Source organism: Paraburkholderia sp. A1RI-2L, from assembly GCF_048957375.1.
In the GTDB taxonomy this organism is placed as follows: domain Bacteria; phylum Pseudomonadota; class Gammaproteobacteria; order Burkholderiales; family Burkholderiaceae; genus Paraburkholderia.
This window is the reverse complement of record NZ_JARBTA010000002.1, coordinates 1,337,831-1,355,386: the sequence shown is the minus strand read 5'-3', so window position 1 is coordinate 1,355,386 and position 17,556 is coordinate 1,337,831. Positions and strand designations below refer to the sequence as shown.

Sequence of the window (17,556 nt, the reverse complement as noted above, 5' to 3'; positions counted from 1 at the left end):
GTCGGACCTTCGGCCCCACGAGTCGATCAGACCGGGCCCAGCCGACCCACCGAAACATACCGCTTCTGGATATTCACATGACGACACCGCAGGAACTCAAGCAGATCGTTTCGGAAGGCCTCCTGTCCTTCCCCGTCACCGACTTCGACGCACAAGGCGATTTTCGCGCCGACACCTACGCCGAGCGCCTCGAATGGCTGGCGCCGTACGGCGCTTCCGCCCTGTTCGTGGCCGGCGGCACGGGCGAATTCTTCTCGCTCACGCACGACGACTACTCGAAGGTCGTGCGCACCGCCACCGAAGTCTGCAAGGGCAAGGTGCCGATTCTCGCCGGCACGGGCGGCCCGACCCGCACCGCGATTGCCTACGCGAAGGAAGCGGAGCGCCAGGGCGCGCAAGGCATTCTGCTGATGCCGCACTACCTGACCGAAGCCAGCCAGGAAGGCATCGCCGCGCACGCGGAACAGGTCTGCAAGGCCGTGCCGAACCTGGGCGTCATCATCTACAACCGCGCCAATTCGAGGCTCAACGCCGACATGCTGGAGATCCTGGCCGAGCGCTGCCCGAACCTGATCGGCTTCAAGGACGGCGTGGGCGAGATCGAAAACATGGTGACGATCCGCCGCCGCCTGGGCGAGCGCTTCTCGTACCTCGGCGGCCTGCCGACCGCCGAAGTCTATGCCGCCGCGTACAAGGCGCTTGGCGTGCCGGTGTACTCGTCGGCGGTTTTCAACTTCATTCCGAAGACCGCGATGGACTTCTACCGCGCCATCGCAGCCGACGACCACCCCACCACCGGCAAGCTGATCGACGAATTCTTCCTGCCGTATCTGAAGATCCGCAACCGCCGCGCGGGCTACGCGGTCAGCATCGTCAAGGCGGGCGCGAAGCTCGTGGGCCACAGCGCGGGCCCGGTGCGCGCGCCGCTCACCGACCTGACCAGCAAAGAAATGGAACAGCTCGACGCGCTGATCCGCAAGCTCGGCGCGCAGTAAAGCCGCGGCGGCGCGCCACGTGCACACCCGCGCGCACGCCGCCAGCCAGATCGACGAGGACCGCGCAGACGGTCCCGTCACGAACGCCCGGCGCGGCCACGCCGCCGGGCGCGCATAACGGCCCCTGCCGGATAACTCAGGAGACAACCATGAACATGAGCCGCACGGCCAGTTCCGCCAGCGCCGTCGCGCGCACCCGGGTTCGCTACGCGATCCTGGCGCTGATCTTTCTGATCACGACCCTCAACTACGCTGACCGCGCGACCCTCTCGGTCACGGGCTCCGCGATGCGCGCCGCGTTCAGCCTCGACGCGATCCGCATGGGCTACATCTTCTCCGCCTTCAGCTGGGCCTACGTGCTCTCGCAGCTGCCGGCCGGCTGGCTGCTCGACCGCTTCGGCGCGCGGCGCGTGTACGCGGCCAGCATTTTTTCGTGGTCGCTGTTCACGCTGCTGCAAAGCTCGATCGGCCTGCTGGGCAGCGCGGGCGCCGCGGTGGCCGCGTTGTTCGTGCTGCGCTTCGCGATGGGCGCGGCGGAATCGCCCGCGTTCCCGGCCAACGCGAAGGTCGTCGCGAGCTGGTTCCCGACCAACGAGCGCGGCACCGCATCGGCCATTTTCAACGCCGCGCAGTACTTCGCCGCCGTCGTGTTCACGCCGCTGATGGCATGGCTCACCCACGCATTCGGCTGGCAGACGGTCTACGTGGTGATGGGTGTGCTCGGGCTGCTGCTCGCGCTCACGTGGCTGACGTTCATGAAAAATCCCGCCGACCACCCGCGCGTTTCGCGCGCCGAACTCGACTACATCGAGCAAGGCGGCGGCCTCGTGAGCGGCGCGCGCAAGATTCGCTCTGACGACGCCGAAAAATCCGGCGGCTGGGCGCTCATGCGCCAGCTGCTCAGCAACCGCATGCTGCTCGGCGTCTATCTCGCGCAGTACTGCATCAACGTGCTGACCTACTTCTTCCTCACCTGGTTTCCGATCTACCTCGTGCAGGCGCGCGGCATGACGATCCTGCAGGCCGGCCTCGTCGCTTCGCTGCCGGCGGTCTGCGGCTTTTCCGGCGGCGTGCTCGGCGGCCTGATCTCGGACGGACTGATCCGGCGCGGCGCATCGCTCACGCTCGCGCGCAAGGTGCCGATCGTGGGCGGCATGCTGCTGTCGACCTGCATCATCGGCTGCAACTATGTCTCGACCGACTGGATCGTCGTCGCGCTGATGTCGCTCGCGTTCTTCGGCAAGGGGATCGGCGCGCTCGGCTGGGCCGTGGTGGCCGATACCTCGCCGAAGGAAGCCCTGGGCCTGTCGGGCGCGATTTTCAACATGTTCGGCAACGTGGCCGGCATCGTCACGCCTATCGTAATCGGCTATCTGGTCGCACGCACGGGCTCGTTCAATGGCGCGCTCGTGTTCGTCGGCGCGAACGCGCTGCTGACCGTGTTCAGCTACCTCGTGATCGTGAAGGACATCCGGCGCGTCGAACTGCGCACGGCCTGAACGGCGATCGGACAACGATATAATCCCACGCAGAGACCTCTGCCAATTTCCGATCAAGGGGCGTTTTCGATGGCCACACCAGTCGCGCCTCCGCCACGACGCGCACGCAATCTTGCCGAACTCGTCGTCAACTATGTCACCGAGCAAATTGCCGCCAAGGCACTGAACCCCGGCGACAAACTCCCGACCGAATCGCAGTTGATGCACACGCTCAGCGTGAGCCGCACCGTGATTCGCGAAGCCATTTCGCGCCTGCAAGCGGGCAAGATCATCGAGACGCGGCACGGTATCGGCAGCTTCGTGCTCGAACCGCCGCGCGAAAAACTCGGCATCGCCGTCGTGCCCGCCACTACGTTGCGCGACGTGCTGTCGATTCTCGAACTGCGCATCAGCCTGGAAACGGAATGCGCGGGCCTCGCGGCGCAACGCGCAAAACCGGACGACCTCGCGCGCATTCGCGCCGCGCTCGACGCGATCGAAACCTCGCGCCACAACGGGCAAGACAGTGTGGACGCCGATTTGCAGTTTCACGTTTCGGTGGCGCGCGCCACGGGCAATCGCTATTTCGTCGACATCCTCTCGCAGATGGGCAGCGCGCTGATTCCGCGCAAGCGGCTCGACTCAGCCGGCATTGCGCGCGCCGATCCGGATGCGTATCTGTCGCTCGTTAATCTCGAACATGAGAGCATTTTTGAAGCGATTTCGCGGCATGATGCCGAAGGCGCGCGGGCGGCGATGCGGATGCATCTTTCCAATAGCCGGGAGCGGCTGCGGCGGGCGAATGAGGTGAGCGACGCGAATAGCTGAGCGGGTTTCAGCTGATATCGCGGAGTTCGGAGCCGCGGCGCGCCCGGGCATCGTCAGAACAATCGAAACCCACCAGCGCCCGGCTGCAACGGCTGAAAGGCGAATTCCCGCGCAACGAAATGCCATTGCCCGAACTCCGGGTCGTACACCGCATACTGGTTGCCTGCTTCGGGTGTCGAGGTGGTCACGAGCGGCATCGTGTCGAGCGCCCGATCTAGTACCCGCTGCGTGCGCGGCCGCTCCCAGAGCCTGACCAGTTCCGCAGTTTCCCGCCAGGCAAACAGGCCCCCCTGTTCGTGCAGGTAGTCGATATGCACAAGCGCATCCGCGTCCACTTCGATGCCAGACGACGTGGAGCGCGTTCGCGAACCTTGCAGGCAGACCACCGTCCATAGCGAACCATCGGGGCGCTCGAGCACGCGTCCGTCATGCGCCGCCCAGGCGATGTGAAGGGAAACCTGCATCTGTTTCGCATCCGGGCAAAAGATGTTCGGTTTAACCCCGGAAACGCGCGCTAACTGGAAGCTCCCGCCATTGCGCCTCGCCTGGTACTCGCCTGAAATCAGCGCATTGAACATCGACAGATAGAAGTTCGGGGCCTCGCCTTCCGGAAGACGACTCCCTTGCACCTGCACCGCAACGCCATCCGCTGCCAGGCGGATCAACATATAAGGGTCGATTATTTCGCCGGCCTTGATGTTTTCGTCCGAGGCGCGACGACGCATGCGATTCCAGCCGAACATCTAGTTGCGCCCCGATGACGGCATACTCGAAATCAGTTCAGCCCCGCACGAGGCCTTGTGACCTTCGAATGCCGCGGCGGCGCCATCGACTTCGAAGCTGTCATCGCCGTCGGCAATTACGACCTCGCCATGCAACGCGCAGAGGCAAGCATCGCCCTTGCGCGCAACCGAGCGCCCCATGACCGTGTAATTGGGCGCCCCAGCCTCCACATGCCCGCCGTGACTGAGAAGGTCGCCGACCCTGATGATGCCTCGCATAACGTCTCCTTTACTCTGAATAGCCCTGCTTTAACCCCTTGTCCTCATCGAAGCGGCGCCCCCACCACGGCAGATAGGCATTGTTCCCGCCGCGTGCGCGGAACCAGTCGGAATCGGCGTCGATGGGGTTGAGTTTCGATGGCGGCACGATCACGACCGCAACGGGACGGTTCGCGTCCGTGGTGCCCGCGACCAGCACATTGCCGCCCAGATGATTCGCTCGGCCAATGGCGAGCGCAACGTCCGTCAATGCGGTGCCCGCGCCCATGTCGCCAAGCAACGCGGGCGTATTGAACATTTGTTTGCCGTAGTCGAAATCGGGCAGCGTCTCGGTAAGCGTGCGCGACAACGGACCGATACGCGCCGATGCCTCGTCGCTGGCCCTGCCAGCATCGTGTATGACGTAGTGAATGTCGGGAACAGTGACGCCTGTGTTGTGCGCGGCGGCTTCAATCGTTGCCTTCCACGCCTGCACCGTGCGTGTCGTTCCGGCCTTCGCTTCGAAATCGCTCGCGTTGCCGGTTGCCGCGCGTCCGATCCAGGCGAGCGGTTCGCGCTCCGTTTTGAAGTCGGGGCCGGTCAGGATCAGCAGCACCATGTTTTCGTTAAGCTGGCCATCCTTCGGCGGGAAGCTCGGTGCGTCCCAGTTCATGACCCACACGCTTTTGTCCGGGTTGGTCTGGAGGTAATCGAGTGCGGCGTTCAGCGAGGTGAAGCCTGCGTTCGGGCCGCCGGGTGTTACGCGAACCTCAGGCGGCGTGCTGTCGCTCCAGAGTTTGGGGAAATATTTGTTTCCGATGTTGAATTCGCTGATGATCTGCTTTTGCAGATAGGTTTGGGCTTCAACCGGATCGAGCCGCGTGGGAATGGCGAACTCGACATGGATGCCGGCCAGTTCTCGCCAGTCTCTCTTGTTTGCTGGTTTGACCGTGTAGAAATATCTGGAATTCATTACGTAACGGGTTCCGAGCAGAGGCAGCAACTCTTCAACATATTTGTGATAAAAGCCTTTGAAAGTCTCTGTGCCATGATTTCCATAGGCAATTCCGGCAACGTACTGGAGCGTGGAGTATTTTTGCGGTTGCGTCCGCACCATGTCGTCGTTCTTGTTGGGCTTCACCAGACTCAATGCCCACAGCAATTGCCATTCGGTCGGATAGTCGCGCCGTTGCCAACGACCTGTGCAACGAAGGGCCGGGAAGACACACTAGTTTCGGCCGCGGCTTCTGCCGATGACGTGGCAGCCTGCGCCGTCGATGGCATCAGCACCGTGCTCAGCACGAACGTTGCCCAGGCGACAAGACCCGGCAGCAAAAGCAGTCGTTTCATGAGTTCTCCAGTATCGAGCGGTTCCAGGTTGTCATGCGCCATCCACACCAGCATGACAACCACTGACAGGATCAACGCGCAAAGTGCAAGCGCCGCGCGGCGCGGCCAGGTTGCAATCAGGGCGCTCATGCAACTCCCCCGATATTCAGATAGAAGCTGCCTTCTCGTTCATCCGCGATCTTTGCGGGCATTTTTGCTTCGTCATCTGTTTTGGCCCATATATCCAGTGACACGCCTCCGAGAAAGCCACTGATGAAGTACTGAAAGTATTTCTTGTTCGGATTGTCATCATCCATTCCTTTGCCAAACCTCCAGTCAGCTTCAATACGAAGGGCTTCCATCTGCTCCGGCGACAGGTAACAAAACCCGATCGCGACGTCATACGCGAGCGCCTTCTCCGCATGCATCGGATTCGTCATGATGGTCGAGTGATTGGTCGGATTGTTGTTCGCGCCCTTGTTCAGAATGCTGACGACCTGCGCATTGCGCCATTGCGTGTATCCCTCCGGGGCCGTGCTCTTGCCGTCCTCGCCAATCACGTTGCCGTTCCCGTCGATCCAATCCGGATTACGTTGGCGCAGCGCGCGCATGCGCAGAATGGCGTGATCCTCATAACGCTGTGCCGCTTCGCTGCCTTTGTCGCCGATGGCCTTCGCCCCTTTCTCGTAGTTGTCGTACGGATCGTCGGGTTTCGCATCGGTCTTCGCCGCGTCACGCGCCGCAGCGGGCGGGTCATGGCTTTCGTTGAAGTCGCTGTGCGCATTCGGGCCGTCTTCGATTTCGCATTCCTTACCGTATCGCAACGCTTTCGGCGTGAACGGCTCGTCCAGCCTGGGCGCATCGGCCACGACTTTCCAGCCGGTCGGCGGGTCCGCGTTCACGCGCATCGCGTCGAGCGACGACGTCACCAGCGTCACGATGGACAGCAGCGGAGCCGTCATGGTCGTGGCAAACCATCCGACAGGGTTCTCATTGCCGCTCCACGCATCTGTCAATCCATATTTCGCGGGCGGCGACGGCGGATACCAGAAGCCGCTGGTCTTTCCTTTTCCGTGCCGCCAGTCGTCTTCCCAATAGCGATATTCCAGCGGCGTGTTCTTCAGGCTATACAGCCCCACCGGGAAGTGCGTCGCGAACACGCGCTGTGTCAACACACCCTGCGCCCCCGTATCGGCAAGCTCCCGGCCCGCAAGTCCGCGCCAGCCGATGCCCTGCACCGTCGTGGCCGAGATGACCTAGTCGTGCGGACAGCAGTACAGCGTGACGCGACCGTACGTGCTGTTGTTGACGCCGTGCGCCGCACGATCTTCCGCTGCCTTGTAGCGCTTCCCGCTGGTCGGCGATATGCGCTCGTTAGCCATGTCTTCATCGACCTTGTCGACGGGCATTTCGAATGCCCGGCGGGCACGGATGATATTGAAGAACTCCCGCAGCGTCTTCGTGCGCGCCTCGTAAGTTTCACGCCCCCGGTTGTCGCCCGCATCGCGAATCTTGCGCTGCGACCAGTTCTCCATCACCGTGCCCGTGTTCGAGACGCTGTACGGCGGATTCGCGAGCACGTAGGCATCGGCCACGCAGCGGCCGACGTTGCCCCATGGGTCGGTGACTTCCGGCAACTGATCGCCGAAAAATTGCGGCCGTGAGGCCCACCATGTTTCCCTGGCTGTGGCAAACGATCGTGATCGGGACATTGGCCTGCGTCTGCCGGATCGACTGGATCAGCTTCGCTAGCCGCAGTGCGGCCAGCACGCCGTAGGCGCGCGGTGGCGTGCGGTACAGCGGGCGCTGCGTCGGGTTGAGGCCCAGGACGGTGATGAAGCCGAAGATGCGGTCGTCGATGCCCTCCTGCCACAGGTCCGGCAGACTCGAGCAGCCGTTGGCGAATGGACCGCCGCCCCAGTAACCCTGTTCGTTCAGGAAGATCTTGTCGCCGTACTCCTTCAGTTCGTCCTTGTTCGCCTTGTAGCCCCAGCGGAAATGAATCACGGGAGAGAACGACGCATCGGGCTTGATGTAGTTGCCGGCCCACAGGTCAGGATTGAGAAACCCATCGGGCGTCAAGCTCTCGGTGTAGTGTGCCGGAGACATCTGCCCGCCGACCACGCCCCTGTGCGCCATCTGGTCATCCAGACGCGCAAGCCGCCGGTTCAGCCCCTTGCACAGCCCTGCCTCGGCGGGTTCGAACCACTCGCCTTCGGAGTTCACGCCATGCACAAAGATGACGACACCGGGCAGCGGCTGCTGCTTTACGCAGATCAGTTCGCTAGTTAAATCGAAGACCAAAGGCCCCTGCCCCTGTCCGATCACGATGCGCGGCGGCTCGGTGGCAGGTGCTGCGGGTGGAATGGATGACGCCGTATCTGGATTCGGGAAAGAGTCGGTCATGCTCGAGCAAACTCTTCAGAATGGAAACCAGGTATTCTGCTCGACGAACTAATTCACGAATGATTCAAACGACTTGCTGTTGACAGGCAACAATTTTCCGCGTCGTTTGCCCATGTCGAAACAAGCCGATGGCCACGAATATGTTGTGCCTGCAATTAAAATCGGCGGATGTTTTGGATCTACTGTAGCTATTCCGGGCGGCAATCAGTATTAGCGTCCCGGCACAATCTTCCCAATATGAATGAGAGGTTGGTCATGAAACATCAGAATGCCTGAACCTGCACTGATTCGTATCGCGGGCAAAAAAATGGCCGGAGATCTGTGAACCATCCGGCCATTTTTTCGCTGTCGTACCTTCAATTTAACCCCGCACGATCTCCCCATCGCGGCGACGCCACAAATCAAGCGGATTCTCATCAGCCAGCGCTTGCGGCAGCAACTCAGCCGGAAAATCCTGATAGCACACAGGGCGCAAGAAGCGATCAATCGACGTCGTCCCAACCGAAGTCGCGCGTGCATCCGAAGTGGCCGGGAACGGACCGCCGTGGACCATCGCGTGGCACACCTCCACACCAGTCGGGAAACCGTTGACCAGAATCCGCCCCGCCTTGCGTTCGAGTATCGTCACCAGCTTTTTCGCGCTCGCCACATCGGCGCTATCCATCTGCAACGTCGCGGTCAGTTGACCGGCAAAGTGCTCGGCCACCTTCAGCAACTCCTGCTCGTCCTTGCAGCGAATAACCGTCGACACCGGGCCGAACACTTCGTCTTCCAGCGCCGGGGTCGACAAGAACGTCTGCGCGTCGGTCACGAACAGCGCCGCGCGCGCCTGGGTCGGACCAGTCGCGGCCACGCCACGCGCCACAGCCTCGACGCCCTTCGTCGCAGCGAGCTTGCCCTCGCCATCCTCATACGCGGCATGAATGCCCGAAGTCAGCATCGTCTGCGCCGGCTTCACAACCAGCGCCTCGGAAGCCGCAGCGACAAAGCGCTCCAACGCATCGCCTTCAATCGCAATCGCAAGCCCCGGGTTCGTGCAGAACTGCCCCGCTCCCAGCACGAGCGAGTCGACGAAACCACGCGCGATGCTCTCGCCGCGCGCTGCAAGCGCATTGGACATCAGGAACACCGGATTGATGCTGCTCATTTCCGCATAGACCGGAATCGGCTCGGGACGCGCTGCCGCCACGCGCATGAGTGAGGTGCCGCCCGCACGCGAGCCCGTGAAGCCAACCGCCGTGATAGCCGGGTGCGCAACAAGCGCCTCGCCGACCGAGTTGCCCGCGCCGACAATCATCGAGAACACGCCTTCGGGCAGATCCATCTCCTGCGCGACGCGCTGGATCACCCGACCGACCAGTTCCGAGGTGCCAAGGTGCGCACGATGCGCCTTCACGACAACCGGGCAGCCCGCCGCGAGCGCCGCGGCGGTATCGCCGCCCGCCACCGAAAACGCGAGCGGGAAATTGCTCGCGCCGAACACGGCAACCGGGCCGAGCGCGATCTTCTGCATGCGCAGGTCCGAACGCGGCAGCGGCTTGCGCTCGGGCAGCGGCGAGTCGAGCGTGGCGCCGAGCCACTGGCCCGCGCGCACGACCTGCGCGAACAGCTTGAGCTGACCGGTGGTGCGGCCGCGCTCGCCTTCCAGGCGCGCTTTCGGCAGGCCCGATTCGGCCTGGGCGCGCTCGATCAGTTCGTCGCCTAGCGCGGTGATGCCGTCGGCGATGCGCTCGAGGAACTCCGCGCGCACCGCGAGCGGCAGTTGGCGATAAGTGTCGAAGGCTGCGCGCGCCAGCTCGCACGCCTCATCGACATTGGCGACGGTGCCGCTGCCGAACACCGGCTCGACAATCTCGGCACCCATCGCGGGATTGAAGGCGCGCAGCGCTTGTTCTTCGCCGCGCACGGCTTGGCGGCCGACCAGCATCTCTCCGGTAACAGGCATTTGGGCTTTCCTCGAATGGCGTCTTTAGATATATGTCATCCTACAACATGAAATAACTTGCACGCAACCGGGAGCACGCCTATCTGACTGGGGATTCCGGGTTTACGCACCCATTACAAGCGAAGCCATCGGTGTTACCCTGCCACTAGACATACGATGACTTATAACCTCACAATAGACTGCGTTTTTTGCAGCGGGTTTGCCGTCATCGTCGCCGGTTTTCAGATCCATCGCCATTCAGGAGACATCCGATGTCCACCGTCACGCCTTACCAGTCCCTGCCCAACCGCTTCCGCCAGGCGGTGCGCGGCGGTGCAACCCAGATCGGCTGCTGGGCGTCGCTGGGCAGCCCGATCGTCACCGAGCTGCTGGGCACGGTCGGCTTCGACTGGATCCTGCTGGACGCCGAGCACGCGCCCAACGACGTGCTCACGCTGATCCCCCAGTTGATGGCGCTCAAGGACAGCGGCAGCGCGCCGGTCGTGCGGCCGCCGGCCAACGACAGCGTCGTCATCAAGCGCTTTCTCGACAGCGGCTTCTCGAACTTCCTCGTGCCGTTCGTCGACAGCGCCGATGACGCCGCCCGCGCCGTCGCCTCGACGCGCTATCCGCCGCAGGGCATCCGCGGCGTGTCGGTCGGCCATCGCGGCAACCGCTACGGCACGCTCGCCGATTACTTCGCACTCGCAAACGACAACGTCTGCGTGATTGCGCAGATCGAAAGCCGCAAGGCGGTCGAGGCGATCGACAGGATTCTCGCGGTGGAAGGCATCGACGCGGTCTTCGTCGGCCCCTCCGATCTCGCGGCGTCGTACGGCCATCTCGGCAACGCGAATCACCCCGACGTGCAGCAGGCCATCGCGCACGTATTCGATCGCGCGCAGGCAGCGGGCAAAGCGAGCGGCACGCTCGCGACCGTGCAGGCGGACGCGGAGCATTATCTGTCGATGGGCGCGCGCGTGGTCGCGGTGTGCGCGGATCTCGGGCTGCTCAAGGGCGCCGCGCAAGCGGTTCAGAAACATTTCATGCAGAAGCGGGCGGGCGAAGCTTGAGCGCCGCCCGCATGACTCAGGAGCATTCGATGAAAAAAGCAGGTTTTATTGGACTCGGCATCATGGGCAAGCCCATGGCCGCCAATCTTCTGAAGCACGGCGTTGCGCTTGCCGGGTTCACGCGCAGCGGCGTGCCCGACGAGTTGACCCGGGCCGGCGCCGTGGCGTGCGACAGCCCGGCCGCGGTGGCCGCCCACGCCGACGTGATCTTCGTGATGGTGCCGGACACGCCGGACGTCGAGCGCGTGCTATTCGGCGAACAGGGGCTCGCGAGCGGACTGCGCGCGGGCCAGATCGTCGTCGACATGAGCTCGATTTCGCCGATGGCGACGCGCGATTTCGCGGCGCGGGTGCGCGAGCGCGGCGCCGACTATCTCGACGCCCCGGTCTCGGGCGGCGAGGTAGGCGCGAAAGCCGGCTCGCTAACCATCATGGTGGGCGGCGAGCAAGCGACGTTCGACACCGTGAAGCCGCTGTTCGACATGATGGGCAAGAACGTCACGCTGATCGGCGCGGTGGGCGCGGGCCAGGTGTGCAAGGTCGCGAACCAGGTGATCGTCGCGGCGACCATCGAGGCGGTGGGCGAAGCGCTGCTGCTCGCCTCGAAGGCCGGCGTCGATCCGGCGCGCGTGCGCGAAGCGCTGATGGGCGGCTTCGCGTCGTCGCGCATTCTCGAAGTGCACGGCGAGCGCATGACGAAACGCACCTTCGATCCGGGCTTCCGCATCGAGCTGCACCAGAAGGATTTGAACCTCGCGCTCTCGACGGCGCAGGCGCTCGGCGTATCGCTGCCGAATACCGCCACCTGCCAGGCGCTCTTTAACGCGTGCGTCGCGCACGGCGGCAAGGCGTGGGACCACTCGGCGATGGTGCGCGCGCTAGAACTGCTCGCGAATCATGAAATCGGGCAACAGGTGGCGTGATTTCGCCGCGCAGGCATGGTTCAAACCGCGATTCAAACCTCGATGCCCAGCGCGACGATGCGCCGGTATAGCGTCGCGCGCGCCATGCCGCTGCGCGCGGCGGCATTCGCCACATGGCCGTGCGCCGCGCGCAGCGCATCGGTCAGGAAGCGGCGCTCGAAATCCTGCATCGCTTCGTCGTACTGCTGCGCGCCGGCGCGATCGGGCACGGCGGCAATCGGTGCGCCCTTCGGCTCGTCGCGCTGATCGCCCGCTGCGCCGCGCGCGTCGTCTTCGGCCTCGATCTGGCCGCGCCCGCCACCGATGAAGCGCGCCAGCGAACGCGCATCGATCCGCTCGTTCTCCGACAGCAGCACCGCGCGTTCGAGCGTATTGCGCAACTCGCGCACGTTGCCCGGCCAGCTATACGCGCACAGCACCGCGAGCGCATCGCGGTCGAGTTCGAGATGCACGGCGCCGCTTTCCACCGACAGCTTGTCGAGGATCGCATACGCCATCGCCTCGATGTCGGCCAGGCGCTCGCGCAGCGGCGGCACGCGGATCGTCAGCACGTTGATGCGATAGTAGAGATCCGCGCGAAATCCGCCCTGCGCCACCAGTGCGGGCAGATCCGCCGAGGTCGCCGCGATGATGCGCACATCGGTGCGCACGATGCGGTTCGAGCCGAGCGGCTCGAACTCCTGGATTGGCGGCGTGGCGGCCTTTCTCTGCTCCGAGTCCGCGAACGAAATACGCGGCGCGGAGATCAAGGTCGACGGCGGATGGATCGCGCAGTGAAACCCGCATGAAATCTTTGCTGGAATCGGCAACCCGCTTGTTCCAGGAGGCTGTTCAGATTCATAACGGCCCTTCTGGCGGCCAGCCCCGAGATTAAATTGTAGAGTTTGGGGAACGTGCCTTGCCGGCCGCATTGCGGCCTCGCGCGTCGCTTGTTTGGCTCGGCCAAACGGCGCGCCGCGCTCCTTGCACTGCAGCCGGCAAGGCACGTTCGCAAGCCCGTTATGAATGTGAACAGCCCCAGGCTCCGATGATGCCGCGGCCCCATCAGGTCTGAACGTCTTCTCGAAGCAGCACCCGTTGCCTGAACAACAATCATGGAGACATCGATGAGAGATACCCCGTTTGCAGTCCGACATAAATTCGCGCTGCTCGGCGCGGCACTGGCGCTAGCCGGCGCGGCGCTCGTGCCCGGCGCTCATGCAGACAATCAAGCCGGGAAACGCAACGGTGGCAACGGCGGCAACGGCGGCCACGCCGCGCTGAACCGGCTGCCGTCGTTCGTGGTGGCGGGCAGCCTGAAGTCGACGAGCTACGACGGCGTGAGCGACGATCTGCTCACGGCCGGTCTCGGCAAGACCGGTCTGGCGGGCGCGGCGCCGTCGATTGCGAACCCGGCGGCGCCCACCGCAGCGGAGTTGCGCCGGCTTGCCATCTGGTCGAACTACCGCGCGCTCGTCGACATGAGCGCAAACGGCGGCTATGGGCGCTTCTGGGGACCTAACGTGGACGTGTACGGCAACGACACGCTGGGCGAAGGGAAAATTGCCGGCACCGAATATCTCGCGTATGCCGACGACGGCTCGGGCCGGCAGAACGTCAGCCTCCTCGTTCAGGTGCCGGCAAGCTTCAACCCGGCGAACCCCTGCATCGTGACGGCAACCTCGTCGGGCTCGCGCGGCGTGTACGGTGCGATCTCGGCAGCCGGCGAGTGGGGCCTCAAGCGCGGCTGCGCGGTGGCCTACACCGACAAGGGCTCGGGCAACGGCGCACACGAACTGATGACCGGCACAGTCACGCTGATCGACGGTCTCCCTGCCGATGCCGCCACGGCCGGGCGCAACAGTCTCTTCACCGCGAACCTGCCCGCCGCTGCGCTGGCCGCGTACAACCAGCAATACCCGAATCGTTACGCGTTCAAGCACGCGCATTCGCAGCAGAATCCGGAAGCGGACTGGGGCAAGGACACGCTCGAGGCGGTGCAGTTTGCGTATTGGGTGCTGAACCAGCCGTTCGCGCCGCGCGCTGATGTGTCGAATGCAGCGACAAATGCAGCGCCGAACCACGGCGTGCGCTACGCGCCAGGCGACATCACGACGATCGCGGCTTCGGTGAGCAACGGCGGCGGCGCATCGCTCGCGGCCGCCGAGCAGGACCCCGGAAAGTGGATCACGGCCGTGGTGGTCGGCGAACCGCAGATCAACGTGCGCATGCCCGGCAACGCCCAGGTCAGGGAAGGCGGCCAGCGCATCGCGGCGGCGGGCAAGCCGCTCGCCGAATACATGACGCTCGCCAACCTGCTGCAGCCGTGCGCCGCGCTCGCGGATAGCGCCGCTGGCGCGCCTTATCTCACCGCGCTGCCCGCCGCCACGACGGCGGCCATCCGCCAGGCGCGCTGCGCCTCGCTGGCGTCGGCGGGCTACGTGCACGGCAGCGACACGCAAACGCAGGCAAACGACGCGCTCGCGCGTTTGCACGAAGCGGGCTATGAAGCCGATTCCGACCTGCTGCAAGCGCCCATGTGGGACTCGCAGGCCGTGCCGGCCGTGGCGGTGACTTACGCCAACGCGTACACGCGCTCGAGCGTGATCGACAACCTGTGCGGTTTCAGCTTCGGCACGACCAGCGCATCGACGGGCGCAGCAGGCGCGACGCCCGCGCTCTCGCCCATGTTGACCGTGTTCGGGCTCGGCAATGGCGTGCCGCCCACCAATGGCGTGAATCTCGTCTACAACGTCACGCCGCCGGGCGGGGCCGACCATCGGCTCGCCACCCCCGATGCCAGTTTTGCAGGCGCCGTATGCATGCGCGCGTTGTGGACCAACGGCGACCCGCGCATGCGCCAGAGCGTGCAGGCGATCAGCGTGAATGCGAATTTGCACGGCAAGCCCGCGATCATCGTTCAAGGCCGCAGCGACGCACTGGTGCCGATCAATCATGCGTCGCGCGCGTATCTCGCGGCCAACAGCGTGCGCGAAGGCTCGCGCAGCCACTTATCGCTTTACGAGGTGATGAACGGACAGCACTTCGACGCGTTCCTGGGCGTGCCGGGTTTCGACAATCGTTACGTGCCGGTGCATTACTACAACATCGCAGCGCTCAATCTGATGTGGGATCACCTGAAGAACGGCACGCCGCTGCCGCCTTCGCAGGTCATCCGCACCCTGCCGCGCGGCGGCAACCCGGGCGCCGCGCCGGCGCTGGCGCTGACCAACCTGCCGGCGATCGTTGCGAATCCCGGCAGCAATGCGATCAGCGCGCGCGACGGGGTGGTGAACGTGCCGCATTGACGGCAGTTTCAGCCATCCTGGGCAAGTGCGTGAAACAGTTCGTCTTCCTGTGCACAGTGCAGCCGGATGATCGCATCGAGCCCGTACAGCAGTCGCTGGGCTTCGCGCCGCCAGTCGGCGCCCGCGCAATCTTCGGACAGGTCATTGGCCATGCGGTCCAGGGCCTGTGCGAGGCGAAATATTTCCCGATGCATCGCGCTCATGGTTGACAACGGGTCCTCGCCTTCGAGCAGTCCGGCGATTCGCGGATAAAGATGGGTGTCGTCGCTCACCTCGTGCGGTACGAGTATCCGTCTCAGCGAGTCGTTGAGGTGCGCGAGCCGGTCCTTGACTGCCGCGGAGGACAACCGCGGCAGCTCGTCGGCGAGCCGGCGTATCTGCTCCGTCACCGGTTCGAGTTGCGCATGCTCGCCGCTCAGGCGCGCGACGTCGTCGGGCGCCAGCACGCCGGCCGCGCGTCGAGGCGCACCTCCCAGCGCCCGCAGCGCGTTCGCGATGGCCGCCACGTCGATCACCTCCTGAAGGATCGCGCCCGCCAGTGGCGGCAGGAAGCCGAGCGCGGCAACAATCATCGCGACCAGAGAAAGTCCCATGCCGACAAACACGCTTTCGATCGCAATGCGACGCGTCCGGCGAGCGACGCGGCGTGCGTCGACCAGCCGGTCGAGCCGGTCGACGAGCAGCACGACATCGGCCGCTTCGGATGATGCGGCGGCGCCGCGCGCGCCCATTGCAACACCCACGTCGGCGGCCGCCAGTGCGGGCGCATCGTTCACGCCGTCGCCGACCATGATGACCGGGCCCTGCCGCTTGGCCTCCTGAATCGCAGCGAGCTTGCCGGCGGGCGTCTGGCCCGCCCGCACCGCATCGACTTGCAGGACGGCCCCCACGGTTTGGGCGACATCGGCGTGGTCGCCCGTCAACATCTCGATGCGCGCGATGCCTTCGCGCCGCAGCAAACGCAATGCGCGCGGCGTCTCCATGCGAATGCTGTCGGCCATCTGGATAGCGCCGGTCATGACGCCGTCCTCACTGACGAAGACCGACGATGCGCCTTCATAGGCAATGCGGCGAAGAAACCGGCCGGCCCACGGCGCGACGGCCGATGCCGAGCTCACGAAATCGAAGCTTCCTATCGCCACGGCGTGCCCGTCGACGTTGCCGCGCATCCCGGCTCCGGCCGTCTCCCGCACGTCGAGGGGCGCGCTCAGCAACAATTGGCGCGTGCGTGCCTCCGCCGCGAGCGCGTCGGAGATGGCGTGGTTCGAGGCCTGCGCCAGCGAAGCCGCCACACGCAGCACGCGCTCCGGCGTACCGCCGGGCCCCGTCTCGATAGCGACGACGCGCGCGGCGCCGCCGGTCAGCGTTCCGGTCTTGTCGAAGAAGAGCGTTTGCGCCGTTGCCAGCTGTTCGAGCGCGGCGCCGCCCTTGATCAGCACGCCGCGACGCGCACATCGCGAGATTCCCGAAACAATGGCGACCGGCACGGCGAGGATCAGGGGGCAAGGCGTGGCGACCACGAGCACGGCGAGCGCCCGCTCGATTTCGCCGGTGCCGATCCAGCTCCCCCCCGCCATCACGAGCGTGCAGGCGACGAACCACCAGGCGTAGCGGTCCGCGAGCCGCGCGGCCGGACTGCGGTCGCGCTGCGCCACTTCCACCATGCGCACGATGCCGGCAAAGGTGCTGTCCGCCGCTGTGGCCGACGCGATCATCTCGAACGTCGGCCCCGCATTGATCGCGCCGCTTCGCACCGCCGCGCCGGATTCGCGCGTGCACAGACGCGACTCTCCCGTCAGCGTCGACTCGTCGAGCTCGGCATTTCCAGCCAGCGTTCCGTCGACCGGCACGATGTCCGCGTGACGCACCATCAAGCGGTCGCCGACGCCAATCTGCTCCAGCGACACCCGGTTCCACTGTCCCGCTTCCAGCCGGGTCGCGTTTCGTGGCGCATGGCTCAGCAGCGCGGTCATTTCAGCGCGGGCGCGATTGTCCGCATAGGCCTCCAGGGCCCGGCCGCTCGCGAGCATCAGGGCGATCACCGCAGCGGTCAGCCATTCGCCCAGCAGCAGCGCGAAGGCGATGGCGAGCACCGAAAGCATGTCGACGCCGCCCTCGCGGCGACGCAACGCCCTGGCCGTCGAGACGCCGAGCGCCGCCAGAACCGGCAAAGCGCCGGCCATCCACGACAGGCGCGCGGCGTCGGGAAAACCGGCCCCATCGAGCGCAAGCCCGGCGAACAAGCCGGTCACGCACGCGGCAAGCCAGACAAAATTCAGCGAATGGATGACGTCCCGCATGGCCCGCTATGCGTCCTGTTCAGTCGAACTCGA

At 64.8% G+C, this 17,556-nt stretch carries 10 protein-coding genes and 3 pseudogenes; 6 read left to right on the top strand and 7 right to left on the bottom strand.

Features of this window, described 5'->3' with window-relative positions:
• The first annotated feature begins 77 nt into the window (after nucleotides 1–77).
• The 3 genes from kdgD to PWP93_RS21025 all read left to right on the top strand — a co-directional run bounded on the left by kdgD (nucleotide 78) and on the right by PWP93_RS21025 (nucleotide 3,301).
• Nucleotides 78–995, top strand: a complete 918-nt coding sequence (gene kdgD, locus PWP93_RS21035; protein ID WP_421045801.1) for a 5-dehydro-4-deoxyglucarate dehydratase — start codon at nucleotides 78–80, stop codon at nucleotides 993–995.
• Nucleotides 996–1,144: 149 nt separating this feature from the next.
• Entirely contained in the window at nucleotides 1,145–2,494 is a 1,350-nt protein-coding gene (locus tag PWP93_RS21030; protein ID WP_421045800.1) for an MFS transporter, read from the top strand.
• Between the two features lie 69 nt (nucleotides 2,495–2,563).
• Entirely contained in the window at nucleotides 2,564–3,301 is a 738-nt protein-coding gene (locus PWP93_RS21025) for a FadR/GntR family transcriptional regulator (protein WP_421026794.1), read from the top strand.
• A 53-nt stretch (nucleotides 3,302–3,354) separates the two neighbouring features.
• Here the strand turns inward: PWP93_RS21025 and PWP93_RS21020 are convergent, their stop codons facing one another.
• From PWP93_RS21020 to PWP93_RS21000, 5 genes and pseudogenes are all read right to left on the bottom strand, one after another.
• On the bottom strand, nucleotides 3,355–4,044 hold the full coding sequence (locus tag PWP93_RS21020) for a hypothetical protein (RefSeq protein ID WP_421045799.1): 690 nt from the start codon (nucleotides 4,042–4,044) through the stop codon (nucleotides 3,355–3,357).
• Nucleotides 4,045–4,302 carry a PAAR domain-containing protein gene (locus tag PWP93_RS21015; protein ID WP_421026792.1) on the bottom strand — a complete coding sequence of 86 codons (258 nt, stop codon included), beginning with the start codon at nucleotides 4,300–4,302 and terminating at the stop codon, nucleotides 4,045–4,047. It lies immediately after the preceding gene.
• 10 nt (nucleotides 4,303–4,312) lie between these two features.
• Nucleotides 4,313–5,760 (bottom strand): annotated as a pseudogene (locus PWP93_RS21010) (virulence factor).
• A pseudogene (locus PWP93_RS21005) lies at nucleotides 5,757–8,016 on the bottom strand (T6SS effector phospholipase Tle3 domain-containing protein). The pseudogenes PWP93_RS21010 and PWP93_RS21005 overlap by 4 nt, the downstream one beginning before the upstream one ends.
• Before the next feature lie 361 nt (nucleotides 8,017–8,377).
• Complete coding sequence (locus PWP93_RS21000) at nucleotides 8,378–9,961, bottom strand: aldehyde dehydrogenase (NADP(+)) (RefSeq protein WP_421045798.1); 1,584 nt, start codon at nucleotides 9,959–9,961, stop codon at nucleotides 8,378–8,380.
• 251 nt (nucleotides 9,962–10,212) lie between these two features.
• Here PWP93_RS21000 and garL point away from each other — a divergent pair, with 251 nt between their 5' ends.
• Both garL and PWP93_RS20990 read left to right on the top strand, forming a co-directional pair.
• Entirely contained in the window at nucleotides 10,213–11,013 is an 801-nt protein-coding gene (garL, locus tag PWP93_RS20995; protein ID WP_421026789.1) for a 2-dehydro-3-deoxyglucarate aldolase, read from the top strand.
• Nucleotides 11,014–11,024: 11 nt separating this feature from the next.
• Nucleotides 11,025–11,936, top strand: coding sequence for a 2-hydroxy-3-oxopropionate reductase (locus tag PWP93_RS20990; RefSeq protein ID WP_421045797.1), 912 nt, complete (start codon nucleotides 11,025–11,027; stop codon nucleotides 11,934–11,936).
• A 32-nt stretch (nucleotides 11,937–11,968) separates the two neighbouring features.
• On the opposite strand, the pseudogene PWP93_RS20985 reads toward PWP93_RS20990, so the two are convergent.
• Nucleotides 11,969–12,619: pseudogene (locus PWP93_RS20985) on the bottom strand (sigma 54-interacting transcriptional regulator); the annotation flags it as partial.
• Nucleotides 12,620–13,042: 423 nt separating this feature from the next.
• On the opposite strand from PWP93_RS20985, the gene PWP93_RS20980 reads away from it, so the two are divergent.
• A complete protein-coding gene (locus PWP93_RS20980; protein WP_421045796.1) occupies nucleotides 13,043–15,223 on the top strand; it encodes a D-(-)-3-hydroxybutyrate oligomer hydrolase in 2,181 nt (726 codons plus the stop codon).
• Nucleotides 15,224–15,231: 8 nt separating this feature from the next.
• Here the strand turns inward: PWP93_RS20980 and PWP93_RS20975 are convergent, their stop codons facing one another.
• Nucleotides 15,232–17,523 (bottom strand): heavy metal translocating P-type ATPase, encoded by a 2,292-nt coding sequence (locus tag PWP93_RS20975; RefSeq protein ID WP_421045795.1) that lies wholly within the window; start codon nucleotides 17,521–17,523, stop codon nucleotides 15,232–15,234.
• Between the last annotated feature and the right edge of the window lie 33 nt (nucleotides 17,524–17,556).